The following is a 26591-nucleotide window of genomic DNA, read 5'->3' as shown; positions in this document are numbered from 1 at the left end:
ATTTTATGTTTGATTTTAAAAGTGCAAAAAAAAGAGTAGACGAAGCTATTAACCCAACACATTTATTTTATTCTGAAATTTTCTCAGATTTATCAAAAAACAATGTGTACATAAAACCAGAAAATTTACAAAAAACTGGTTCTTTTAAATTGAGGGGAGCTTATAACAAGATTTCAAAAATGGATGAGGAATCAAAATCCGTTGGAATCGTAACCGCATCTGCAGGAAACCACGCCCAAGGTGTAGCATTTTCTGCAAATCATCAAGGCATAAAGGCAATTGTTTGTATGCCAGAAACAACTCCGATGATTAAAGTTGATGGAACTTTAAAATATGGAGCTGAAGTTGATCTTCACGGACAAACTTTTGACGAAACAAATACATATGCTCAACAACTTGCCAAAGAAAAAGGATATACTTTTATTCCTCCATACGATGATGAAGATGTAATTGAAGGACAAGGAACAATTGCTCTTGAAATTTTAGAAAGTTTACAAGAAGCTGACTACATATTAGTACCAATCGGTGGCGGTGGACTTGTTTCTGGTATTGCAAAATGTGCAAAAGAAATGAAACCAGAAATTAAAATAGTTGGTGTTGAACCAGCAAATGCTGCATCAATGCAAGCTGCTATGGAAAAAGGTGGACCAATTACATTAGATTCTGCTGATACAATCGCAGATGGAACTGCTGTTGCAAGAGTTGGAGATATTACTTACGAAATTTGCAAGGAAAATGTTGATGAATATATTTCTGTAACAGAAGAAGAAATCATGGTAGCCTTGACTACTTTGATGGAAAAACATAAACTAGTAGCAGAGCCTTCAGGAGCATTAAGTCTTGCTGCAAGTAAAAAACTTGGTTGCAAAAATAAAAATGTTGTTTGCGTAATCAGTGGTGGAAATATTGATATGTCATTTATTTCTCAATTAATCCACAAGGGACTTTATGAAGACGGAAGAATCGCAAGATTTACTGTTGAACTTCAAAATGCACCTGGAAAGCTTAGAGATCTTCTTGATGTTATAGCTTACACAAAAGCAAATATTGTTGAGGTACTTCACGATAGCCTTGCAGCAACTAGCAGATATAAAAATATCCAAGTTGAAATAACCCTTGAAACAAATGGAAAAGACCACATCAGGAAGATTAAAGAATTACTTACTGAGAAAGGATACAATATTCATTAAATGAAATTAGAAAAGATACTAAAAGAAATTTCCTACATTTCCAAAAATATTCAAAATGATAGAGAAATTGTAGGAGTTTCTTCAAATTCAAAAGAAATTAAAAAAGATTTTATATTTGTAGCGATAAGAGGATTTGAATTCGATGGACATAATTATATAGAAAATGCCCTAGAAAATGGAGCATCAACTATAGTCTATACAAATGATGACGTTGAATTTAAAAATGGAATAAATTATATAAAAGTTGAAGATGCAAGATTAGCTCTTGCAAAAATTTCGAATTTCTTATCAGATTTTCCATCAAAATCATTAAGAATGATTGGAGTTACAGGAACAAATGGGAAAACTACAACTGCAAATATAATCTCATTTCTTTTGAATGAACTGGGAGAGCCTTGTGCAAATATTGGTACAGATGGAGCTTTTTTTAACGGCAAAACTTTACCAACTGAGCATACGACACCAGAAATTACAGATATAAACTATATTTTAAATGAAGTCAAAAAAGATGGAATTAAAAATGTAGTTATGGAAACATCATCTCATGGTCTGTGCCTAAAAAGAAATTATGGAATAGCTTATGAGTATGGAGTTTTCACAAATTTATCTCCAGAACATATGGACTACCATAAAACTATGGACAATTATTTCAAGGCGAAGATGATTTTACTAAATCATTCCCAAAAACAAGTCGTAAATTTAGATGACGATTATGGGAAAAAAGCCAAAGAAATTTTCAAAGATGCCATTACAATTTCTATAAACGAAGATTCAGCCTATAAGGCAGAAAATATAAAAAGAGTAGATATGGGTCTTGAATTTTTTGTAAATGGTGTAAAATTTTACCTAAAAAGATTTGGGCTATATGATATTTACAATTCCCTTTGTGCTATAGCAATTGCAAACGACCTTGGTTTTAAATTGGAAGAAATTTCCAAAGCCTTGGAAGGATTTAAGGGAGTAAAATCAAGATTTGAATTTATAGAAAATGACCTTGGAATAAATATAGTAGTAGATTTTGCCCACACAACAACATCTTTTGAAAGTCTTTATAAAGATTTGCCAAAAGATAGAAAAAAATTTGCAGTCTACGGAATAAGTGGAGATAGGACTCCTGATATTAGAAGAGGTCTTGGTAGAATATCTGCAAAATATGATATATTTTCTGTGATAACAACCGATGATCCTAAATTTGATACCTTTGAAAATATTTCAAATCAAATTAAAGAAGGAGTCGAAGAAAATAATGGGGAGTGCATTATTATAAGAAATCGAAAAGAAGCCATAAAATATGCAATTACCCATGCAAAAAAAGGGGATTTTGTTTTTATGCTTGGCAAGGGCGAAGAAGATTTCTTAAAATTAAAAGCAAATATTAAAACCTACTACAACGAAAAAGAAACCATAAGGGAAGTTCTAGAAGAATTATGAGAATTTTTGTAATAGGAGCAGGGGTAAGTTCGCTTGCCTTCTGCTCTTTTTTAGATAATAAAAATATAACAGTATTAGATTCAAACAAAGACAGTGGAAGAAAACTCCTTGCAACTGGAAATGGTAGGTGTAATTTTACAAATTTAAAGCTTTCCTATGAAAATTTTTATTCACAAGAAAAAGATTTTGTAAATTATTCTTTGTACAAATTTTCAAACAAAGATTTGATAAAATATTTTGAAAATTTGGGGATAGAATGGACAAATTTGCCATCAGGAAGATGCTATCCAAAAACCATGAGCTCACAGACTGTAAAAGATTCTCTCATGATGAAAGCAGATGAAAATGCAAAATTTATTTTTGACCAAAAAGTTTTGGACATAGATTTTAACAAAAAATTAATTATAACAGAAAAAAATAAATACAAATACGACCTTCTTGTGATTGCATCTGGTGGAAAAACTTTAAAAAATTCAGGTTCTGATGGTTCTATTTTTAAAATTTTAGAAAAACATACAAAAATCGAAGATATGACTTTTGGAATTACAAATTTTAAGGCGAAAAATCCCTTGTCCAAAAAAGCTAAGGGTGTTAAGGTAAATGCAAAAGCAAGTTTGAAAGTAGATGGAAAATTTATAAAATCATCAACTGATGATGTGATTTTTCAAACTTATGGCCTTACAGGAACTGCGATTTTGGATCTTTCAAATTTAATTTCTCTTGCCTTAAAAGATGGTAAAAAAGTTAGTCTTGACATTGACTTTTATCCAGAGTATAAAAAAGATGGACTTTTAAAGAAATTAGAAGAAAAGTCAAAGAGATTTCCTAATAGAAATATCGAAGAATTATTAATTGGAAATTTAGATAAAAAACTCATAATTGATATATTAAAAAGGATTAAAATAAATCCTGGTAAAAAAAATATTTCAAGAAATGATTTGGAAAAAATTTCAAATATTTTGAAAAATCTTTCTTTTGATATTATGGATATAAATGACAAGAACAACGCCCAAGTTACTTTGGGAGGAGTATCTTGTAAGGAAATCGACAAAAAAACTATGAAATCTTTAAAGATTAAAGATTGTTATTTTATAGGAGAGGTCATGGATGTTGCTGGAGATTGCGGAGGATATAATATTCAATGGGCATTCTCATCAGCAAAAACTGCCTCAGAGGATATAAGGAGATTAAATGTTTAAGATAAATAGAAAGCTAAAAGAATTAAAACACAATGGAGAAAGAATTTCTTTGGCGATAATTGGTTGTGGAAAAATGGGAGCAAGTCTTATAAATCAATTGGGAGATATTGATGCAATAGAAGTTTCTCTTGTAATAGAACACACACCACAAAAAGCAAAAATTGCCCTCATAGATTCAGGAATTTCTGAAGATAAAATTATAAATACAGATTCTTATGACGAAGCTTATGAGGCTTTGAACAAGGGTTTTGTTGTAGTAAGTTCAAATTATAGACTTGCTTACAAACTTTTACAAATTACAGCCGTAGTTGATGCTACAGGAAATCCACCATTTGGAGCAGAGCTTGCAGCAAAATCAATTCAATATCATAAGCATTTTATTACACTCAATGTAGAATGTGATGCAGTTGTTGGACCAATTCTTTACGATATGGCAAAAAAAGCTGGCGTTGTTTATACAGGAATTGCAGGAGATGAGCCAGGCTCAATAATAGATCTTTGCGATTTTGCTTATGGAATTGGCCTTGAGATTTTGGTTGCAGCAAAAGGAAAAAATAATCCCTTAGATAACTATGCAAATGCAGAAATTTTAAAAGACCAAGCAAAAGAAAAAGGACTTTCTCCAAGAATGCTAACAAGTTTTGTCGATGGAACAAATACCATGATAGAATTAAATTCAGTTTGTAACTGCCTTGGATTTTTGCCAGATACATTTGGCTGTCATGGAATTGCCACAAGCCCAGAAACAGCTGTAGAAGATTTTAAATTAAAAGAAGACGGTGGAGTTTTATCATCTTACAAAACGGTAGAATTTTCTCCAGGCATGGCACCAGGAGTATTTCTAATTGTAACAAGCGACAAAAAAGAAGTAAGAGATTTGATGAAATTTTTAGGCTTTGGCGATGGTCCAAATTATTTATTATTTAGACCATATCACTTAACAAGTCTTGAAACGCCAATTACAATTTACAATGCAGTTTTAGAAAATGAGCCAACAATAGCCCCACTTCACGGTCAAGTTGCCGATACAGTTTCAGTTGCAAAAAGAGATATAAAAAAGGGAGAATATTTAGAGGGAATAGGATCAGATAAGGTATTTGGAAAATTAACCGACCACACAAGATCAATAAAAGAAGACCTACTTCCAATCGCCCTAATCACAGAAAAAACAAAAGCCATAGTAGATATTCCAAAAGATACCGTAATAAATTTATCAATGATAGAACTTGACGAAGAAGCAACAATAACAAAATTAAGAAGAAGACAAAATTCAATGAAATTATAGAAATAAAAAGATTACAAAGCGTAGATAAAATATAAATATAGATGGCATTATATTTTTAAAATAAAATATTAGTCAAATTTATACTTTGTCAACAACCTAAAGACTGCATAGGCAGTCTTATTTTTTTGCTCTATTTAATCTGCAATTATTTTTTTCTAGAAAAAATTTTTAAAATAATTTAAAAATTAAAAATAAAAATTTGATTTGTGAAATTTTAATTTTATTATGATAGTATTGTGCATTAGTTTAAAGTTATTGTTTTCATCAAAATTTAAAATAGAAAAATAAAATGATAAATGATTGACAAGTATTGAAAGATAAATTAAAATTAAATTGTAAATAAAACATAGAATAAAAAAAATAAAAAATAAGGAGGACTCTATGAAAGGGTTTGCGATGTTGGGAATTGGTAAAACAGGTTGGATTGAAAAACCGGAACCAGAAATGGGACCATTAGATGCGCTTGTTAAACCAATAGCTTTGGCTCCATGTAGCTCAGATATTCACACAGTTTGGGAAGGAGCTATCGGAGATAGACACGATATGATTTTAGGTCATGAGGCTGCAGGAGAAATTGTAAAAGTTGGAGAATTAGTTAAAGATTTTAAACCTGGCGATAGGGTTTTAGTTCCAGCTATTACTCCAGATTGGTCATCTCTTGAAAGTCAAGCAGGATTTCCAATGCATTCAGGTGGAATGCTTGCTGGATGGAAATTTTCAAATTTTAAAGATGGTGTATTCGGAGAATTATTCCATGTAAATGATGCAGATGCTAACCTTGCTTTGATTCCTGAAGGAGTAGATCCAGTTTTAGCTCCAATGTTATCAGATATGGTTACAACAGGATTCCACGGAGTTGAACAAGCTGATGTTCAATTTGGAGATGAAGTTTTGGTAGTTGGAATTGGACCAGTTGGTTTAATGTCAGTTGCAGGAGCTAACCTAAGAGGAGCAAGTAGAATTTATGCAGTAGGAACTCGTCCAAATTGCGTTGAAGCTGCTAAATTTTATGGAGCAACAGATATAATTTCTTACAAAGACGGATCAATTTCAGAACAAGTTCTAGAACTTACAAATGGTAAGGGCGTTGATAGAGTTATAATTGCTGGTGGAACAGTTGATACTTTTGAAGAAGCAATCAAAGCTATGAAACCAGGTGCAAAAATTGGTAACGTAAACTACCTTGATGGTGGAGAATATATCAAAATTCCTAGAGTTGAATGGGGAGTTGGAATGGGCCACAAGGCAATTAATGGAGGCCTAACACCAGGTGGAAGACTCAGAATGGAAAAACTTGCTAAACTTGTTTCTTGTGGAAAATTAGATCTTTCAAAACTTGTTACCCATAAATTCAACGGATTTGAAAATGTTGAAAAAGCATTATACTTAATGAAAGATAAACCAAAAGATTTAATTAAACCAGTTGTAATTGTAGCAGAAGATTTAATGGAAGATTAGATGAAAATAATAATAGTATCAGGATTTTTGGGAAGTGGAAAAACAACCTTTATAGAAAAATTGTCAAAAAAATTGGATGATGCAGTAATTCTAGAAAATGATTATGCTAAGGCAAATGTAGACAAAGACTTATTAAAAAATACAGGAAAAGAAATTTTATCCTTGGAAGAAGGATGTATTTGTTGTTCAAAACAAAAAGATTTTGCAACAACGGTTATGAGTATAGAAAATACAATAAATCCAGAATATTTGATAATAGAGCCAACAGGTTTGGGCTATCTTTCTAAAATAATTGAAAATATTAGTCCAATTGAATATGAAAAAATTAAAATTTTAAAACCAATAGCCATAGTTGACTATTACAGTATCGATAAGATTATGGGAGAATATAAAGAACTTTTCCTTGATCAAATCCAAAATTCATCCTATATACTATTATCAAAAACTGAAAATATAAGCACAGAAAAAATCGAAAAAGAAGTAAAAAAACTTGAAGACTTAACAAAAGCAAAAGTTTTTGCCAACCACTACAATGATTTTGACAAAAAAGAATGGGACTCTCTTATTGGGGAATATGATAAAGAATCTCTAATAAGAGGGGACTATAAACATTTACACCTTGATAATTTGGTATATGAAAATGTAGTTTTCAAAGATTTTAATGAACTTGGGACAAATTTTAATGCAGTTTGCCAAAATAGGTTTGGAAAACTAATAAGAGCCAAGGGGCTTGTAAATGTAGAAGATAAAAAAGTCAAAGTTGATGTGGTCGATAATAAATTTTCAGTAGAAAAATACCAAGGAGAGTCTTTTACAAATTCTCTAATATTTATAGGAGAAAATTTGGAAGAAAAATCTTTTGATATACTTTTTAAAAAATAATTAAAAGAAGCCCGAAAGCTTATCAGAGCGTAAACAAAATATAGATTCTGCCCATTTAGTACTATAAAAGTGTAAGTAGAAAAAAACTTTCTACTACACTTTTTTTAATATAATGAAGGCAACAGACGAAGTCTATTTAGTTTGAATTTATCTCTTAGTGATCTAATGACTTCAGATATCTGTCTATTTCTTCCTGTGTCATTTGAGAGAATTGAATCTTTTTTTTTAGAATTTCTACTTCCATTTGAAGATAGTAGTTTTCTTTTCTTAGTTTTTCTATTTCACTTATTTCTTTTTTTGTTTTACTACTTTAATCTTAAATTCTGTTTTGTATTTTGCCATTAAAAAACTGACCTCCTTAAGTTGGTTTTTAAGTCCAACTTTTGGAGTCAGTTCAGAATGAAAGTGGTTTTGGAAGATACAAAAGACATATTGAAATTGAAAAAATTAAAAATATAAGAATATTTAACGACACATCTTCAATCGAAATATTTATTAATGACAGAGAAGAAGTGATGACAAGTCGTGTTTATACCAAAAGAATTTCAAAAGCAAAATTTATTATAGAAAATATAGGAAAAATCAAATATTATACGCTAAGAGGATATGAATATATAAAATAAGCTACTAGCTAAATTAAAACTACGGCTGATAGAAATATTTCTATTGGTCGTAATTTTTTATATATAAATTTTTGATTGTTAATTATTTTATAAATTTTTTATTTAATCATTGAAATAAAAGATTTTTTAATATATTATATCTATATAAGAGTTTACATTTATTATGTTTACTTATAATAAAATTGTTTCTAAAAAGTTTTTGATTTTTTAATTTTATATTTCAAAATCAAAGATGAGTTCGTAGGAGGGTGTATTAAATACTTTAAATTTTTACAAATTATAAAATGATTTTATCTTAGTAATTAAAATATAAGTATTTTATATAGGATTTTTACGAAAAATTATTTATAGGAGGAAAACATATGGTATGAGAGGACTGAAAAAATTTACATCCTTATTATTAGCCTTGTTTATAGTTGTCGGAAATATTGTCCCGGCTTTTGCGGATGAAATTGTTAAATCGAACGAAAAGAATGTAGTTGAACAAAGTTCTCAGTCAGATGAAGAAAATACTATTGAGCAAAATTCTCAAATAAATGAAGAGAATCAAAAAAATGATAGGTCAGAAATTGATTCCTCAAATATTTTAACCCCACCTTTAAGAAAGACACAGATACTTTCTGATGATAGTAGTAAACCTGGATTTAATGAAACTAGAATTGTAGTAAGGTTGACTTTACATGGTTTAAATGGAAAAAATTTTGATTTTGAAAAAATTTATCCTAAGGGTTTGAAAATAGGCTTAGAAGGTGAATGCAATAAAATTCGTTACAAAAATGAATTCGGTGATATTAAAGAATTTAGTGGAACAATAGATGAAATTAAAAGTGCTGTAAAAAATGAGAAGGTACAAGATATTGACTTTGGAATACATTCTCAACTATATTTTAAGGATAATTTACCTAACAAGAATCCTGATAGATATATTGAAGCTTACCCAGAACCTAATTTATATAGGATAACTTATTCTTTTGGGGCTTTTGATGTGGAATGGACTGGTGGTTATCCGACTACTGTGCTTACTTTAGATCTTTATCAAAGTCAAAATACTGAATTAAATTTTAAAACTATAGACTCCGAGGGATCTTCTGTAGATAATCCTAATTTTGGAGAATTTATATATAAGATTGGGACTGAGGATAGGACAAAAAATATACCATCTAATAAAAGCGGTGGAAAAATTGATCCTTTTGAAGGATTAGGAATTGATGGAGAAAATTTCGAGAATTTTAATGGAAGCAAAGCTCAGCAAGTTACCTTAAAAAATGCAAACACAAATGGTTTTATATCCCAAGAAGGAGATGACTTTGCTTATAAAATTTTAAAGCAAGAGCAAAAAGATGACGATAAGTCAAATCCTTTGGAAGTAACTTTAATAAAAAAACAAAAAGTTATAAAAGGAGGGGAGCGTCCAAAATATATAGATCCAATAAGTGGAAAAGAAGTTGATGATCCTGATTATGTAAAAGTTGAATTTAAAGTTAATGATCATGGATCAATTGATAGTGGAGAATCTGTTTATTGGGTTTTAAAAGATCTTGATATAAAAGATTCAATCAAAGCTCCAAAAGTCAAATTAGAATATGGATATGGTCTTAAGGGTTGGAAGCCTTGGTTTAAAACTGAAAATCAAAGGTATAGCCAAGATACAACCCATGTAGCTATAATTGATAAAATCAAATATTTTGATTATTTAACTTTTTCTGGAGATGTAACTACTAATAGACTTACATTTCATGATGCAAGTAGGTTGAATTTAATTGGCTTTGTTGATAAATATGGAATTTACAAGGAAGAGCAAATTAAAGGTTTTATTGACTTTGAAGATACAGAAGATAAGGTAAGAGTAACCCTAGAAAATGGTGTAATTAAAAGACCAGGAGTTAAGGAATTAAAAGTTCCTTTTCAGATGAAAGTTGATAAATCCTTTGGAGATGATATTTTAAATACTCCAGAAAAACAACTTGTAAGAGAAACTACATTTTTTGCAAATGATATTTATGGCAATACTTCTTGGTATGGGATAAGATATACAATCAAAAACCAAAACACCAAGGGAACAGTCACTCCAAAAGAAAAAGAAACTCTAAGGTATGTAGCTTTATCAAAAGAAGAAATTTATAAAGCTGTAGAAGATGGAGAATTTACTTATAATGAAGGAGTACCAGAACAAAATAAAAGTGGATCCAATGCTCTCCATAGACTAGTTGAAGGCAAAAATCTTTTAAATCCTGAAAAGGTAAAAGATTTTAATATTAGTGATGAAGATTATAAAAATATTGATTTTTCAAAGCTAGGGTATCAAAAAGTTCCAGTTACTATAACTTATTTAGACAATTCCAAATCAAATGTGGATGTTACAATAAAAATCACGGAAAATGTTCCAACTGGTCTTACTAACGATAAAAATCCATCAAAAATTCTCTTGTTTGTAGGATTTGTTGGTATTGTTGTAAGTGTAATTAATTTTAAGAAAAAAATTCTAAAAAATTATGACTAAGAAAGAAAAAAAGTATAAAAAAAATCAAAAAGATCCTGTGACAAGGGCTTTGCTCAAACTTGCTATAAAATTTGTAAGTATATGTTTGGTCATAGCTTTTGTGTTTACCTTTATTTTTGGAATGTATAGGGTCAATGATACTTCTATGGTTCCAAATATAAGTCCAGGAGATATGATTCTTTTTTATAGGCTTGATAAGGACTTTGTTGTGGGAGAAACTGTTGTTTATTCTTACAACAAAGAAAATAAAATTGGTAGGATTGTGGCTATGCCGGGCGATGTGGTAAATATTGATGAAAAAGGATTAGTAGTAAACAATTCTCACCAATATGAACCGAAAATTTACAAGGAAACTTTGCCCTTTACAGATGGAATAAAGTATCCAGTAAAATTAAAAGAAAATGAAATATTTTTATTGGCTGATAACAGGGACAAGTCAGTCGATTCAAGATTATTTGGTCCGGTTGAAAAAAAATTTATAAAAGGAAAAATATTTACTCTTCTAAGAAGAAGGGGAATATAATAAAATTTTACGAAAGGAAAAAGAAATATGAAAACATTAAAAAAGAAAATTGTAGCAGGTGCCTTGGCATTTACCCTTGTTGGAGGAGCAGTAATAGCAAATCCACAAAAAGCAGAGGCAGCAGGCAAACCATTAAATATTAAAAAAGTATTAAACCTACCAGCTGAAGGTGTAGAAACACCATATGATACTTTTGGATTTAAATTTACTCCAGTTAGCTTTAATGGAGATACAAATGTTACTACTGATGAAAAAAAGACTACAGGTGAGATTTATGTTCCACTGATAAGCGCTGGCGTAAATTATGAACCAACTGATAATATAGATAATGATACTAGTACTCCTGGAAAACAAGTTATTAGAGAAACAGAAGATGCATTAAAAAATGCGAACTGGAAAAACGCTGGTCAATATGTTTATAAAGTTACAGAGTATTCTCCATATCAAGATGAAGATGATATGAAAGATATGACTTATTCTAAAGCAGAATATACAGTATCAATTTTTGTAAAAGAACTTGAGGATGGTACTTTCGAAGTATATGATATCCAAATCAAAAAAGATAAAAAAGATGATGGAACAGTAGTGGAAGATGCAAATAAACAAGAATACACACCAGGCCAAGGTGATGATAAAAAAGGTAATGAATTTGTATTTGAAAACAACTGGGATAAAAAAGACGGTAATGATAATCCAAGCGGTGGACCAGAAATACAAGATGCAGACAAAAAAGGTTTTGCTTTAAGAAAAACAATAGCTGGAGAAAATCCAAGTAAGACTGATAGATTTACTTTTTCACTTAATGTTGCAAAACCAGAAGGAAGTCACTCCGATGCAACAAGTTATAGCTATTATATAGTTGATTCAAACGGAGCAAAAAGTGAAAAACTAACTGGAGAATACGGAAAAAATACAGAAGTTAAATTAAAACACAACGAAAGAGTCGTATTTGCTGAAGTTTTACTAGGATCAAAAGTGACAGCGAAAGAAACAAAATCTGGAACTTATATAGGAAAAGTTAAATCTTCAAGCTTTAATGGTACAGCCGGAGAAGCTAGTGAAGGTATCATAGGAGATCAAGGTGGAAACTTTGTAGAGTTTGAAAACAAAGAACAAACTCCTACAGGTTTACTAGTTGACAACCTACCATTTATTGCCTTAATAGCTGTAGCAGGATTAGGTATATTCTTCTTTGTTAAAAATAGAAAAGAAGAGGAAGCTTTAGCATAAATTTGTTGTAATTGATGAAAGAAAATAAGGAAAATACTAATTCTAAAATAAAAAATGAGGAAATGGAAGAGCACTCTTCCGTTTCCAAAGATAAATCAAATATTTTATCAAATAATCAAAGAAAAAAATTATTAGCAATTAGAAATGTTTCTAGATTTTTGGATTATATTGTTTTAATAATTTCCTTGCTTGCACTTTTTATTGGAATCTATGCTTTTTGGGATACTCACCAAATTATGGAAGTTGCTGATTCTGAAACTTATTCAATGTATAAACCAAACAGCGAGGATGATTTAACTTTTGACCAAATAAGGGCGAAAAATCCAGATGTTTTGGGATGGATTGATGTTTATGGGACAAATATTGATTATCCAATTGTCCAAGGCAAGGATAACGAAGAATATTTAAATAAAACTGTTCTTGGAAAATTTTCTACGACCGGATCAATTTTTTTGGATGCTTCAAATAAAAAAGATTTTTCAGATTTTCAAAATATTTTATATGGTCATTATATGGCTGAAAGAAAAATGTTTGGGGATATGGAACTTTTCAAAGACCAAGAATTTTTTAATACTCACAAGTATGGAGTAATTCATAGGCTTAATAAAAAAAGCAAGGGTATTGAATTTTTTGCTTTTTTAAAAACCGTAGGAACGGATGATAAAATTCTTTCTATTGCAAAAAATTCTCAGGAAAAACCTGACCTAATCGATTATATTTATGAAAATGCTGATTATTCTAGAAAATTAGATTTTGGAGAAAATGAAAATTTAGTCATCCTTGACACTTGCGATCTTTCTGTTACAAATGGGAGATATATTTTTATAGGAAGGCTTACGGACAAGGTAGAAGAAAATATTTTTAAAGAAGAAAAAAAGGAAAATAAATTTGCCAAACTTCTTAAAAAATTCTATAAAATTAATATTTTACTGACTTTACTAATAATTTGGATTTTATTAGTTTTGATTTATCTAATATATGATAGGATTAGCCGTAAAAAAGGAGAGGAGTCTAATAAGAATGTACAATAAAATAAGTATTAAGTTAAAAGCACTTTTTTGCTTTTCCTTAACTTTAGCTTTTCTCTCTGTGTTTTTTCTCTTTCAAACAAAAGTTTATGCTAAAGGTGTAGATTATTCTTTTGTGATGAGACAAAATGTGAGTATAAACTCACCATATTCGAAACCTCAAGATAGTTTTGAATATGTTTTGGAAGCAATTTCAAAAGATGCCCCTTTGCCAGAAGCAAGAAAAGGGACTTATAATTTTAGTCTAAAGGCTGATGAGAAAAAACAAATAAATATAGAATATCAAAAACCAGGTGAATACAAGTACAAATTATATCAAAATAAAACAGATATAAAAAATGTTAACCAAGATAAAGAGGTATATACTTTATTTATAAAAATTATAGAAAAAGATGGGCAACTTGTAAAAGATGAAATTATGATTATAAACTCTTCAAATAAAAAGGTTGAAGAAATGAATTTTCACAATATTTACAAAATAACAAGTCAAGAAAAAGCGAAAAATAAGAAAAATAGCCGTGCTATTGTAGCAACAGGTATAAAAGAAAATTTTATTTTGTTAATCTTGATTGTTCTAGTTGCAACAAGACTATTTATTTTAATTAATAATAGCAGAGATAAAGAAAAAGTATAAAAATAATAAGAATTTTGATGGGCTTTTGCAAAGTGTGATTTTCATACTTTTGTAAGAGCCCATTTTTTATGGATAAACTGGTATAATATTTTAAATTTATTAAATAGCACTAAGGAGAAAAAAATGAAATTTGTTTATTTGATAATGGGGCCTTTTGATTCAAAATTTGATAGGAAGGCTATTGGGAAAAATGCTAATGCTGAAATTATTGGTGTTAAAAATCTTGAGGAAGCGAAAGAAATTTCTAAATCTTTAATTGGACTTGCTGATGTGATTGAGCTTTGTGGAGCTTTTGGGGAAAGTGGTGCAATGGAAATCATTGATGCAACTTTTGGGAAAATTCTTGTTGGCTTTGTTGGGCATTTGGATTGCCAAAATGATTTGTTTGATGAATTATTTTCTTAAATTGATTTTTTTTAAATTCAATCTTTTGCTAAAATAAGAAATTATAATAAAAAAGTGCTTGTTGGCACTTTCATACTATTGAAAAACTAAAAATTTGCCATTTCGACCAGATAAATAACCACCCGTTTCGGTTGTTTATCCCGATTTATCGTACGTAGTGAGTCGAGAAATCTCATGAGATCTCTCGACTACGCTCGAGATGGGTTATAGCGTAATTTTATTTTTAATTTAATAATGAATTACTAAACTGACTTTGTCTACACTCTGAGAAGATGTAAGGCTTCTTTTTTTTTGAAAATTTTCAAAAACTAAAAAATCTATTATAATAATTTTAAGGAGTTATTATGGATATATTTATTGTTGAGGATAATAAAAAAATTTGTGAGGAGCTTTCTTTTCAGCTTGAGCTTTTGGGTTATAAATGTTTTGTTCCAAATGATTTTTCAAATATTTTAGATGAATTTCAAAAAAGAGATTATAAGCTTGTTTTGATGGATTTGAAACTTCCTTTTGAAAATGGATTTTATTGGTGTGAGAAAATTAGGGAAATGTCAAATCTTCCTATAATTTTTCTAACCAGTGCGGCTGATGATATAAATTTAATTAATGCCATAAATTATGGTGCGGATGATTTTATTTCTAAACCTTTTTCTATGCAGGTTTTAAATATGAAAATCAAGGCTCTTCTTAGAAGATCTTATGATTTTACTGGGAAAAATTTAGACCTTTCTTATAAAAATATTTCTTTGATTAAGGAAAAGATGCTTTTAAAAATTAATGATAAAGAAATAAATCTTTCTAAAAATGAATTTTTGATTTTGGAAATTCTTATGGAAAAACCTGAGAAAATTATTTCAAGAGAGCTTATTATGGACAAGCTTTGGGCAACAGATTCTTTTATTGATGATAATACTTTGACTGTAAATATTAATAGGCTTAGGAAAAAATTAAAAAGTCTGGGATTAGATGATTTTATACAGACAAAAAAGGGAGTGGGATATTTTATAAAATGAAAAATTTGAAATTGTTTTTTAGCATTAATAGGGCATATATTTTATCATTTTTAATTTTTTCCTTCCTATCTTTTCTTTTCTATTTTGCTTTTTCTATAGATTTTAGGGTGTTTTTATATTGTCTTATAATTTTATTTTTTATATTTTTATTTATAGGAATTTTTAGATTTTTTAAGGCCAAAAAATGTTTTGAAAAAAATTCCTTTTCTTATTTTGAAAAAAATCTTTATGAAATACACTTGAAAGAAATTTTTGAAAGAAAGGAAAAAGAGATAGAAAATCTTAGAATTTCTAGTAAACTAAGGCAAAATGATTTGGAAAATCTTTTGACTATTTGGACCCATCAAATAAAAACACCCCTTTCAAGTATTTCTCTAATTAGTGAGAGGGAAGAAAATTATGACATAAAAAGAGAGCTAATAAGGATTGATGATTATATTGCATCGATTTTATCTTTTATAAAATTGGGTCAGGACAGTCTGGATTATTCTTTTAAATCTTTTTCTATTGAAAAGCTTATTAAAGATATTGTAAAAAGATATAGGAGTTTTTTTATCCATAAAAACTTAAAATTAATTCTCGATATAGAAGATGAAAATATAGTTTCAGATCCAAAATGGCTAGGACTTGTCCTTGAGCAGGTTTTGTTTAATGCTATAAAATACACAGACAAGGGATATATAAAAATTTCCTACCATGATTTTATTTTAACAATTGAAGATTCTGGAATTGGTATTAAAAAAGAAGATTTGAAAAATATTAATAAATTTGGTTTTAGTGGAGATAGTGATAAAAGAAATGCAAATTCAACTGGTATAGGACTTTTTTTGGTAAATGATATTTTAAAAAAGCTTGGATATGCTTATAAAATTGAATCTAAAGGGAAAGAGGGGACTATTTTTTCACTAAATCTTAAAAAATCTGGTATTATTGAAAATTAATCGGCATTTGCCGATTTTTTTAATCTTACAAAATGTAAGTTTAGGGGAAAAATTGTAAGTTTAGATTAGGGATTTTTTCTTTTATTTTTTGTAATATAGACTTAGGAGGAAGTTATGAATATATTAGAAGTTAAAAATTTAAGAAAAGTTTATAATAGTGAAGATAAAAATACAGAGGTTGTTGCCTTAAAAGATATTAATTTTGAGGTTGAAGAAGGAGAATTTGTAGCAATAATGGGTGAAAGTGGGTCTGGAAAATCTACTCTTTTAAATTTGATAGCAAGTCTTGATACTCAAACGGCAGGAGATATTATTTTGTCTGGGGAAAATACAAAAAATAAAAGTGATAAGGAAAGGGCAAAATTTAGGAGAGAAAAATTGGGTTTTGTCTACCAAGATTTTTCGCTTTTATCATCTTTAAACAATAGGGACAATATATTTTTGCCTTTGGTTTTAGCAAATGAAAAATATAAAATTATGGAAGAGAAATTGGATCCTATTGCAAGGGCATTAAAAATTGAAAATATTTTGGATAAATTTCCTTACCAAATTTCTGGAGGGCAAAAACAAAGAGTTGCCGTTGCAAGATCTCTTATTACAAATCCAAAAATTTTACTTGCAGATGAGCCGACAGGAGCCTTGGATTCAAATTCTTCCATGGAGCTTTTAAATATTTTTGAAAAAATAAACAAAAATGGCCAAACAATTTTGATGGTAACTCATTCAACCATGGCTGCTGCAAGAGCATCTAGAGTTTTATTTATAAAGGATGGGAAAATTTTCTATGACCTTTATAAGGGAGATAGGACCAATGACCAAATGTATGAAAAATTGGTCAAATCTCAAATGATGATTTTATCTGGGGGTGAGGGATTTGAACAAGCTTAATTTTAAAATGGCGACAAGGGGAATAAAAAATAATAAATTTTTGTATTTTCCCTACATTTTGGCATCAAGTTTTATGCTTTTTATTTTTAATCTTTTAATAGATTTAAAAAGTGAAAAATTTATTCTAGACTCCAGGGGAAGCGAAATCATAAAAACTCTTTTGGAAATGGGTTCATGGATTGTGGCTATTTTTTCTCTGATTTTTCTTGTCTACATGGCAAAAACCATTGTCAAAAATCGCTACAAGGAATTGGGACTTTTGTATGGACTTGGAATGGACAAAAAATCTTTGAGAAAAATTTTGATTATAGAAAATTTAATTCTTGGAATTTTAGTCTTGATAATTGGAACATTTTTTACAATTCTTTTGGGACCTCTTTTTATAAATTTGGTGGCAAGAATTTTAAAAATTCAAACTCAAATTAAACTTTCTATAAATTTTTCTAAGTTAGCTTTGGGACTTATGATTTTTGCCATAATCTTTATTTTAATAACTTTGATAAGTTTAAATTCAATTAGAAAAACAAATCCGATTGAGCTTTCAAAACTTTCCCAAAAAGGCGAAAGTGAGCCAAAGGCAAATATTATTTCTATGATTTTAGCCATAATTTTAATTGGCTATGGGTATTACACAGCCCTTTCAATTGATGGAGGAATATTTCAAGCTATCCCAAGATTTTTGCCAGCAAGTATAGCAGTAATAATTGGAACATATTTTTTCTTTAGATCTCTTGTAATTTGGATTTTAAAACTTTTTAGAAAAAATAAAAAAATTTATTATAAGGGCACAAATATGACCTTTATCGGAGAACTTATCAAAAGAAGCAAGGAATCTGCCATGGCACTTTCATCAATTACCATTATCTCTTCACTTTTTCTTTTGAGTTTTGTAGTTATGAGTGCCATGTTTGTTGGGAAAAATGATTTATTAGATAGGATTGCTCCAAGTGATTTTTTGATCCAATACCAAGAAAATGATAAGGAAAGTGGAAAATATACAAAAAATTTACTTGAAAAAAATATAGGAAAAGAAAAAATAAAAAATCTTGGAGAATTTAAAAGGAAAGGTCTTGTAGTTAGTGAAAAATCGCCTGGAAAATTTTCTATACTAGAAGATGATGACTTAAGAAAAACAATAATGGATGATAAAACAAAAATTATATCCATAACAGATATAAAATCTTTTAATATGGCGAACAAGACAAATATTTCTCTTAAAAAAGATGAGGCTATAGTTTTTGATTCCAAAGCAAAAAAATACGGAAAAATTTCTTTAGAAAATCAAAATTTGAAAGTAAAAGAAAATGTAAAAAATACTTCCTATGTCCTAATGGATCCTACAACAAGTCTTTTTCACAATATCCTAGTTGTAGTAGATGATTTGGATGAATTTTCAAAAAAAATATCTGATGGCAAAAATAATAAGATTTTCCCTAGTGTATCAGGAACATATTTTGACCTAAAAGAAAAAAATCAAAAAAATATTGATGAGATAGGAAATATTTTAAATAAAAATCTAGCAAATAAAAAAGAATTCGAGGATAAAATCTTTGTCAAAAATTCAATAGAAAATAGGATGGAATTTGACAAAATCCATACAGGAGCCTACATTGTTGTTCTTATTTTAGCCCTAGTATTTTTAATCTCAACCATAATTGTAATTTATTACAAACAAGCTGCAGAAGGTCTTGAAGATGGAAGAAATATAAAAATATTACAAAAAGTGGGAATGAGTAATAAAGAAATAAAAAAATCAGTCGAAAAACAAAACTATTTCACGTTTTTTGGCCCTTTAATAATTTCAATAATCCATATTTTAATCGCATCAAAACTTGCCTTTGGCATGATTCAAATGTTTGCCATGCTTGAGCTTAGAAAATTTATAGAAATAGAGGCGATTTGTATAATAATTTTCTCATTAATTTATATAATGATATTTAGAATAACCCTTCCAATATATTTTGAGATGGGAAAATTAAATAAGGAGTAAAAATGAAAAAAATATTTAAAATTCTTCTATATATAATAATTTCAATTTCAGTATTAGGATTTTTGTTTATATTTTTGTGGACAAAAATTCCGGAATTTAAAGCCAAAAAAGAAATTTCAGATTTAGGACAATATGCCCAAAAAATAGAGGATGTAAAAATCGAGGACCAAGTAGAAATCATTGGTCTTGGCGAGGCTACACATGGAAACAAAGAATTTCAAGAATTAAAATTAACCTTGTTAAAAAAATTAGTAAAAGATGCAAATGTTAGAGCCTTTGCCTTGGAATGTGATTTTTCAGAAGGAATGGAGATAGATTCTTATGTAAAATCAGGAAAATTTCAAAAAAATCCATCAAAAATTTTCTCCTTTCCAATCTATCATACAAATGAGATGAATGATCTAATAAATTGGATAAAAAAATACAACCAAAATCACGACCAAAAAATTTCCTTTTACGGTTTTGACATGCAAAATCCAGAAAAATCCGTAAAACTTTTAAAAGATTTTGTAAAAAAAGAAAATATTGATTTTGATATAAAAAGTCTGGATGTCTTAGAAAAAGATAATATTTCAATCAAAGATCCAAAGATGAAAGTCTTGGAAGAAAATTTAAAAAAATTAAATGAAAAACTTGAAAAAAATACCAAAGAAAAAAGACTTATAGAAAATATTCTATCAAGTTTTCCATATTATAAGATGGTGGGAGATTATGTAAAAGCAAGTGAATATAGAGATGAAAAAATGGCAGAAAATATTTCTTGGATAAAAGATTATGAAAAAAATTCAAGAATAATGATAGCAGGCCACAATGGTCATATTGGAAAAAAAGAATTAATGTATAAAAATATGGGAGAAAATTTACTGGAAGAATATAAAAAATCATATTTTCCAATAGGAACAGATTTTTATAAAACAAAGGTAAATATAAAAACTATGCAAAAAAATCAAAGAACAATACAAAAATTTATATCAGCAGATCCTTTTGCCTACCAGGCAAAAAATTATAACAATTCTTATTATTTAGATTTTTCAAAAGTAAAAGATGGAGATTGTAAAAATCTCTTAGATTCAAAAATAAAAATGGGCTCATTAGGCGAAGGCTACACTTGGGTAATGAAATTTATCCCATACTCATATAGAATAGAAAATTCTCCAAAAGAAATTTTTGATTCGATGATTTTTGTATATGAAGCAAATCCTATTAAAAATATAGAAAATTAAAAAAGCTCTTGGTTTAGCCAAGAGCTTTATTTTTACATCCTAAAAATTTCTTTTCCAAGTTTTGTATTTTTTGGATCTTCTTTTTCGAATACTATTTTTTTAACGTCATTTTGGAATTTTATGTCTTTGTAGAGGATGCCTCCTACAAAATCTTCGCCTTTTTTGAATAATTTGTAGACTTTTTCTCCGTCTTCTTTTTTGATTTCTTCTATTGCTTCGCCTGAATTTAAGCCTGCTGAAAATAGTTTTATATCTCCAAGAAGTAGGGATGAAAATGGTTTTGGTGTTTGGTAGGTTTTGTTATCTCCTGTCATATTGCTTCCTGCAATTTCTCCCATTTCCATTGATGCTGTCCAAAGTCCTATTGTAGCTTTTCCTAATTGCATACAATCTCCTGCTGCATAAACATTATCATCACTTGTTTTTAAATTTTCATCTACAATAATTCCACGATCAATTTCAAGTCCAGATTTTTCTGCAAGTTCTAGATTATTTCTTACACCTGTTTGAACCAAAATTGTATTTGCTTCGATTTCTTCTCCATCTTCAAGTTTTATTCCACAAACTTTACCGTCTTTTTCTAAAATTTCTGCAGTATTTTTTCCTGTAGAAGTTTTGATTCCTGCATCATTTAATTCTTTTTCTAATTTTTTGGAAAGCTCATTATCAAGTTGTTTTCCCAAAATATAGTCAAAAGTTTCAATAACAAGGACTTCGCAACCTGTATTTTTTACAGAAAAAGCAGCTTCAAGTCCCAAAAGTCCTCCACCAATTACTACAACTTTCTTGTTTTCCTTGATGTGGTTTTTGAAAGAATTTAAATCTCCAACAGTTCTAATTGCAAAAACTCCATCGGCATCAATATTTTTTATTGGTGGGACAAATGGATGAGATCCTGTTGCTATAAGAGCTTTTTTATATTCAATTTCTTCCCCGTTTTTTAAAATTGCCTTTTTATTTTCAAGGTCAAGTTTTTCTACTTCACATTCAAGTTTTTCTTCTATATTATTTTTTTCGTACCATTCAGGTTTTTTTACCAAAATTTCATCATCTGTAAAATCTTTTGCAATAAGCTCAGATAATTTTGTTCTCCAATAAGTGTGTTTTGCTGATTTTGAAATTATAATAATAGAAGAATTTTCTTCTTTTTTTCTAATAGTTTCAGCGGCCTTTTGACCTGCTATTCCATTTCCAACAATTAAATAATCGTACATTTATTTTCTCCTTTTTTAACTTTTATACTAATCTCTATTTATTAATTTACCCAAATTTTCTAAATTTATCTATAAAGTGGGTAAATAATTAAAGTGAATAAAAATTTTAAAAATCAAAGGAGATTTATATGATATATGATTTTGTAGTAAAAAATAACAAGGGTGAAGATGTTAAACTTGAAAAATATAAGGGAAAAGTTTTATTAATTGTAAATACAGCAACAAAATGCGGATTTACTCCTCAATATGAGGGACTTGAAAAACTTTATGAAGAATATCATGAAAAAGGCTTTGAAATTTTAGATTTTCCATGCAATCAATTTAAAAACCAAGCTCCAGAAAATGACCAAGAAATTGATTCATTTTGCACACTTAATTTTGGAACAAAATTTGACAGATTTCAAAAAATTGATGTCAATGGAGAAAATGAAGATCCGCTTTATACCTTTTTGAAAAAAGAAGAAGGAGGTATTCTTGGTGGAAAGATAAAATGGAATTTTACAAAATTTTTAGTTGATAGGGATGGAAAAGTTGTAAAAAGATTTGCCCCAACTACAAAACCCGAAAAAATTAAAGAGGATATAGAAAGTTTATTGTAATGGATGATTATGTAAAACTTGCTTATGATGCAATTGAATATTATTTGGAAAATAAAACTTATTTAAGAGGTTTTGATGAAAAATTTAAGAAAAATTCAAATGGAATTAGGATTGAAGTAAAAATTAATGGAAGGCTTAAGGGAATTTCTGGCTCAATTTTTCCAACTAGGAAAAATTTAGGCCTTGATATAATTTATGAAGCAGTAAACGCAGGATTTTTTGATTTAAAATTTAATCCAATTACAAAAGAAAATTTAAAAGATTTAGAAATAAAAGTTTTTGAATATTTTGATGTAGAAAAACTTAGATTTATTGAAGATTTTAATGATTATGATGGAATAATGCTCTCTTTTATGGAAGAAAATTATTATGTCTATAGAAAAGACTTTGATTCTGATATAGAAATGTTAGAAAAAGCCCTAGAAATTTCTAATGTTGATAGCTGGGATAATTTTTCTATTGATAAATTTAGAATGAAAATACATAAATAAAGGAGATCTTATGCGGCTTTTACTTGCGATTTTTTCATCAATTTTTGCAGCTCTTACTTCAATTTTGGCAAAAGTAGGAATAGAAGGAGTAAATTCAAATCTTGCAACTGCAATTAGGACTTTTGTAGTTTTAATAATGAGCTGGGGCATTGTATTTATTACTTCATCATTTTCTGGAATTTATAATATTAGCAAAAAATCCTGGATATTTTTAATTTTATCAGGCCTTGCAACTGGACTTAGTTGGCTTTGTTATTATGGAGCCTTAAAATATGGAAACGCCTCAAAGGTTGTTCCAATTGATAAAATGAGTGTGGTTTTGACTTTGATTCTTGCATTTTTATTTTTGGGCGAAGAATTTACAGTCAAATCGATTATTGGATGTATTTTAATTACGGCTGGAACTCTTTTTATGGTTTTATAAATATATATTTTTTTAAATAAAAAGCAATTTGACTTTTTTCTTTAAAAATAGTAAATTAGTCAGTAGATATAGGCGATTAAAAGAAGAGTAGTTTTAAAAAATAATTTACAGAGAGGCCTTTAGGTGAAAGTGGCTATGCATTTTTTATTATGAAGATCATCTTTTAGCTTAATAAATGAAAAAATTAGTTTATTACGTAAGATAGGCGTTAACTTCATACTCAATTTTTGGGTGGACCGTCCCTTCTGGGGGCGTTTTTTTATTATAATTTATTTTAAAAGAAAATTTATAAGAAAGAAAGGGAATTATGGCAAGTTTTAAATCACTAGATACAAAAAATACTAAACAAAGAGAACTTGATCTTTCCAAATACTGGGCTGATATAGACCTGTTGGATAAGACTTTTACAACAAGAGAAGATGCAGATGAATATATAATTTTTGATGGACCTCCAACAGCAAATGGAAAACCAGGAATCCACCACGTTATAGCAAGAACTTTGAAGGATATGACTTCAAGATATAAAAATATGATGGGCTTTAAGGTTTTGAAAAAAGCTGGATGGGATACACACGGACTTCCTGTAGAAATTGAAGTTGAAAAAGAATTAGGCTTTACAGAAAAAGATCAAATAGAAAAATACGGCGTTGAAAAATTTAATCAAAAATGTAAGGATTCAGTTTTTAAATATTCAGATATGTGGAGAGATATGTCAGATAGGATGGCTTTTCTTTATGATATGGACAATCCTTATATAACTTTGGACAATGATTATATTGAAACTGAATGGTGGCTATTAAATCAAGCTTTCAAAAAAGGATTAATTTATGAAGGCGCAAAAGTTATGCCATATTGCCCAAGATGTGGAACAGGTCTTGCAAGTCACGAAGTTGCTCAAGGCTATCAAATGGATAAGGCCATAACTTTAATTTGTAAATTCAAGAAAAAAGGTGCTGAAAATGAATATTTCTTAGCTTGGACAACAACTCCATGGACTCTTCCATCAAACGTAGCTTTGACTGTTCATCCAGAACTTAGCTATGTAAAAGTAAATGATAAAACTGATGGCTGCTATTATTATTTGGCAAAATCTTTGCTTGGAAAAGTTATGGCAGATCATGAATACGAAGTTGTTGAAGAAATGAAAGGAAAAGATCTTGAGTATGTTGAATATGAACAATTACTTCCTTATGTAAAACCAGATGGCAAGGCATTTTTCCTAACTTGTGCTGATTATGTTTCAGCAGAAGACGGTACAGGAATTGTTCACACAGCTCCAGCCTTTGGTGAAGATGACTACCAACTTGGAAGAAAATATAATTTACCATTTGTTCAACCAGTTGACCTTGAAGGATGTTTTACAGAAACTCCTTGGAAGGGCAAATTTATTTTTGATACAAACGAAGAAATTTTCATTCATTTAAGAGATGAAGGAAAAGTTTATAAAAAACAAACAATCGAACACAATTATCCTCACTGTTGGAGATGTAAAACTCCGCTTGTTTATTACGCAAAACCATCTTGGTATATAGAAATGAGTAAACTTTCTGAAAAAATGGTTGAAAATAATAACGGGGTTAATTGGTATCCACAAACAATAGGGGATAAAAGATTTGGAAATTGGCTTGAAAATGTAAAAGATTGGGCAATCTCAAGATCAAGATATTGGGGAACTCCACTAAATCTTTGGAGATGTGACGATTGTGGTCACGTTGAATCAATCGGTTCAAGAAAAGAGCTAGCAGAAAAAGCAAGAGAAAATATAAGTGAAGATATAGAACTTCACAGACCATATGTTGATGATGTAACAATAACTTGTCCAGAATGTGGAAAAGTAATGCACAGAGTTCCAGATGTAATAGATGTTTGGTTTGACTCAGGAGCAATGCCATTTTCACAAGTTCATTATCCATTTGAAAAGGGGGAAGATTTAGAAAATTATTTCCCAGCAGATTTCATCTGTGAAGGAATCGATCAAACAAGAGGATGGTTCTATTCACTAATGGCGATTTCAACAATTATAACAGGCAAAGCACCTTATAAAAATGTTTTGGTAAACGACTTGGTTGTTGATAAAAACGGACAAAAAATGTCAAAATCAAAAGGAAATACCCTAAATCCATTTGAATTATTTGATAAATATGGGGCAGATGCAGTAAGATTTTATTCATTATATGTATCACCTTGCTGGGTTCCAACAAAATTTGACGAAAAAGGTCTGATCGAAGTTAAAAATAATTTCTTTAGGACAATCGAAAATGTTTATAATTTCTTTGTCCTTTATGCAAATACAGATAATATAAGTCTTGATGAGATCAAAAATTTTGAAAATGTAGAGCTTGAAGAAATCGACAAGTGGTTGTATTCAAGATTAAATTCACTATTAAAATCCTATTATGAACAAATGGAATCTTTTGACTACAACAAGGTTGTTCATTTAGTAAATGATTTTGTAGTAGAAGATTTATCAAATTGGTATATAAGAAGAAATAGAAAGAGATTTTGGAGAGAAGATTTAACAGAATCCAAAAAAGCAGTTTATAAAACATGCTTTGATGTATTAGTAAGTCTTTCAAAAATGACAGCTCCAATAGCTCCATTTATTTCAGAAGAAATCTACAGAAATTTAACAGGCGGACTTTCAGTTCACGTTGAAAAACTTGATAAAGTTAATGAAGATTTAATTGATGAAAAATTAGAAGAGAAGATGGATCTTGTAAGAAAAATGGTAACTCTTGGTCGTGCATCAAGGGAAAAAGAATCAATCAAGGTTCGTCAACCTCTAGAAAAAATAATTGTAGATGGATCATTTAAAGAAACAATCGGTGATTTAACAGGCTTAATCAAAGAAGAATTAAACATAAAAGAAGTTGAATTTGCAGATGACCTTTCAGACTTTATGGATTATTATTTAAAACCAAACTTCAGAAAAGTTGGACAAATTTTTGCTAAAAACGTGGGAGCTTTTGGAAAATTCTTGGCTGGTGTTGATGCAAAAGAATTCGTAGAAAAAGTTGAAAATTCTCCACAAGAAATTGAAATAAATGGAGAAAAATACACAGTTGAAAAAGATTATCTTGACGTAAGAATCCAAGCAAAAGAAGGATTTGATGTTGAGATGGATGGAAATGTATTTGTAGTTTTAGATACAGAAATCACAGAAGATCTTAAAAAAGAAGGATACGCAAGAGAATTTGTATCAAAAATCCAAAATCTTAGAAAAGAAAATGGATACGAAGTTACAGATAGGATTGACATCTTCTTTAGTGCAGACGACGAATTGAAAAATGCCTTAAAAGATTTTGAAGAAGAAATTAAAAAAGAAACTTTGGCTGATACAATGGAAGTAAAAGACCTTGATATAGAAGAATTCGAATTAAATGATAAAAGTGTAAAAATTGAACTAGAAAGAAAATAAAT

At 29.1% G+C, this 26591-nt stretch carries 23 protein-coding genes; 22 read left to right on the top strand and 1 reads right to left on the bottom strand.

Features of this window, described 5'->3' with window-relative positions; genetic code table 11:
• Positions 1–5 precede the first annotated feature (5 nt).
• The 18 genes from ilvA (at position 6) to HMPREF3045_RS08705 (ending at position 20443) form a co-directional block, all read left to right on the top strand.
• Positions 6–1190 carry a threonine ammonia-lyase gene (gene ilvA, locus HMPREF3045_RS08790; protein ID WP_070738721.1) on the top strand — a complete coding sequence of 395 codons (1185 nt, stop codon included), beginning with the start codon at positions 6–8 and terminating at the stop codon, positions 1188–1190.
• Positions 1191–2621, top strand: coding sequence for a UDP-N-acetylmuramoyl-L-alanyl-D-glutamate--2,6-diaminopimelate ligase (locus HMPREF3045_RS08785; RefSeq protein WP_070738719.1), 1431 nt, complete (start codon positions 1191–1193; stop codon positions 2619–2621).
• The gene (locus HMPREF3045_RS08780) at positions 2618–3820 is read left to right on the top strand and encodes an aminoacetone oxidase family FAD-binding enzyme (protein ID WP_070738717.1); all 1203 of its coding nucleotides are present in this window, start codon (positions 2618–2620) and stop codon (positions 3818–3820) included. The genes HMPREF3045_RS08785 and HMPREF3045_RS08780 overlap by 4 nt, the downstream gene beginning before the upstream one ends.
• Positions 3813–5105: an NAD(P)H-dependent oxidoreductase gene (locus HMPREF3045_RS08775; protein ID WP_019118696.1), complete on the top strand. Its 1293-nt coding sequence runs from the start codon at positions 3813–3815 to the stop codon at positions 5103–5105. The genes HMPREF3045_RS08780 and HMPREF3045_RS08775 overlap by 8 nt, the downstream gene beginning before the upstream one ends.
• A 381-nt stretch (positions 5106–5486) precedes the next feature.
• The gene (locus tag HMPREF3045_RS08770; RefSeq protein WP_070738715.1) at positions 5487–6563 is read left to right on the top strand and encodes an NAD(P)-dependent alcohol dehydrogenase; all 1077 of its coding nucleotides are present in this window, start codon (positions 5487–5489) and stop codon (positions 6561–6563) included.
• Positions 6564–7445, top strand: a complete 882-nt coding sequence (locus tag HMPREF3045_RS08765) for a GTP-binding protein (protein WP_070738714.1) — start codon at positions 6564–6566, stop codon at positions 7443–7445.
• A gap of 383 nt (positions 7446–7828) precedes the next feature.
• Positions 7829–8068: a GH32 C-terminal domain-containing protein gene (locus HMPREF3045_RS08760; protein ID WP_070738713.1), complete on the top strand. Its 240-nt coding sequence runs from the start codon at positions 7829–7831 to the stop codon at positions 8066–8068.
• 367 nt (positions 8069–8435) lie between these two features.
• Complete coding sequence (locus HMPREF3045_RS08755; RefSeq protein ID WP_070738712.1) at positions 8436–10568, top strand: Rib/alpha-like domain-containing protein; 2133 nt, start codon at positions 8436–8438, stop codon at positions 10566–10568.
• The gene (gene lepB / locus HMPREF3045_RS08750) at positions 10561–11091 is read left to right on the top strand and encodes a signal peptidase I (RefSeq protein WP_070738711.1); all 531 of its coding nucleotides are present in this window, start codon (positions 10561–10563) and stop codon (positions 11089–11091) included. Before HMPREF3045_RS08755 ends, lepB begins: the two co-directional genes overlap by 8 nt.
• Before the next feature lie 27 nt (positions 11092–11118).
• Positions 11119–12321, top strand: a complete 1203-nt coding sequence (locus tag HMPREF3045_RS08745; protein WP_070738710.1) for a DUF7601 domain-containing protein — start codon at positions 11119–11121, stop codon at positions 12319–12321.
• Between the two features lie 14 nt (positions 12322–12335).
• Positions 12336–13352 (top strand): class B sortase, encoded by a 1017-nt coding sequence (gene srtB, locus HMPREF3045_RS08740; protein WP_070605926.1) that lies wholly within the window; start codon positions 12336–12338, stop codon positions 13350–13352.
• A gap of 127 nt (positions 13353–13479) precedes the next feature.
• Positions 13480–13983 carry a Spy0128 family protein gene (locus HMPREF3045_RS08735; protein WP_180363024.1) on the top strand — a complete coding sequence of 168 codons (504 nt, stop codon included), beginning with the start codon at positions 13480–13482 and terminating at the stop codon, positions 13981–13983.
• Positions 13984–14106: 123 nt separating this feature from the next.
• Positions 14107–14388: a DUF6506 family protein gene (locus HMPREF3045_RS08730; protein WP_070605928.1), complete on the top strand. Its 282-nt coding sequence runs from the start codon at positions 14107–14109 to the stop codon at positions 14386–14388.
• Positions 14389–14732: 344 nt separating this feature from the next.
• A complete protein-coding gene (locus tag HMPREF3045_RS08725; RefSeq protein WP_070738709.1) occupies positions 14733–15401 on the top strand; it encodes a response regulator transcription factor in 669 nt (222 codons plus the stop codon).
• 239 nt (positions 15402–15640) lie between these two features.
• Positions 15641–16342, top strand: a complete 702-nt coding sequence (locus HMPREF3045_RS08720; protein WP_257244394.1) for a sensor histidine kinase — start codon at positions 15641–15643, stop codon at positions 16340–16342.
• A gap of 114 nt (positions 16343–16456) precedes the next feature.
• Positions 16457–17230 carry an ABC transporter ATP-binding protein gene (locus HMPREF3045_RS08715; RefSeq protein WP_070738705.1) on the top strand — a complete coding sequence of 258 codons (774 nt, stop codon included), beginning with the start codon at positions 16457–16459 and terminating at the stop codon, positions 17228–17230.
• Positions 17217–19220: an ABC transporter permease gene (locus tag HMPREF3045_RS08710; protein ID WP_070738703.1), complete on the top strand. Its 2004-nt coding sequence runs from the start codon at positions 17217–17219 to the stop codon at positions 19218–19220. The genes HMPREF3045_RS08715 and HMPREF3045_RS08710 overlap by 14 nt, the downstream gene beginning before the upstream one ends.
• A 2-nt stretch (positions 19221–19222) precedes the next feature.
• Complete coding sequence (locus tag HMPREF3045_RS08705) at positions 19223–20443, top strand: erythromycin esterase family protein (RefSeq protein ID WP_070738701.1); 1221 nt, start codon at positions 19223–19225, stop codon at positions 20441–20443.
• Positions 20444–20475: 32 nt separating this feature from the next.
• On the opposite strand, the gene HMPREF3045_RS08700 is transcribed toward HMPREF3045_RS08705, so the two are convergent.
• On the bottom strand, positions 20476–21657 hold the full coding sequence (locus tag HMPREF3045_RS08700; RefSeq protein WP_070738699.1) for an NAD(P)/FAD-dependent oxidoreductase: 1182 nt from the start codon (positions 21655–21657) through the stop codon (positions 20476–20478).
• Between the two features lie 128 nt (positions 21658–21785).
• On the opposite strand from HMPREF3045_RS08700, the gene HMPREF3045_RS08695 reads away from it, so the two are divergent.
• The 4 genes from HMPREF3045_RS08695 to ileS all read left to right on the top strand — a co-directional run bounded on the left by HMPREF3045_RS08695 (position 21786) and on the right by ileS (position 26589).
• Positions 21786–22256, top strand: a complete 471-nt coding sequence (locus HMPREF3045_RS08695) for a glutathione peroxidase (protein ID WP_070738697.1) — start codon at positions 21786–21788, stop codon at positions 22254–22256.
• Entirely contained in the window at positions 22256–22747 is a 492-nt protein-coding gene (locus tag HMPREF3045_RS08690; RefSeq protein WP_070738695.1) for an AMMECR1 domain-containing protein, read from the top strand. The genes HMPREF3045_RS08695 and HMPREF3045_RS08690 overlap by 1 nt, the downstream gene beginning before the upstream one ends.
• Before the next feature lie 10 nt (positions 22748–22757).
• Entirely contained in the window at positions 22758–23171 is a 414-nt protein-coding gene (locus HMPREF3045_RS08685) for an EamA family transporter (protein WP_070738693.1), read from the top strand.
• 307 nt (positions 23172–23478) lie between these two features.
• Positions 23479–26589, top strand: a complete 3111-nt coding sequence (ileS, locus tag HMPREF3045_RS08680; protein ID WP_070738691.1) for an isoleucine--tRNA ligase — start codon at positions 23479–23481, stop codon at positions 26587–26589.
• The last annotated feature ends 2 nt before the right edge of the window (positions 26590–26591 follow it).

This window comes from Anaerococcus sp. HMSC075B03, assembly GCF_001815585.1.
Lineage (GTDB): Bacteria > Bacillota > Clostridia > Tissierellales > Peptoniphilaceae > Anaerococcus > Anaerococcus vaginalis.
This window is presented reverse-complemented; position numbering and strand designations above follow the sequence as displayed.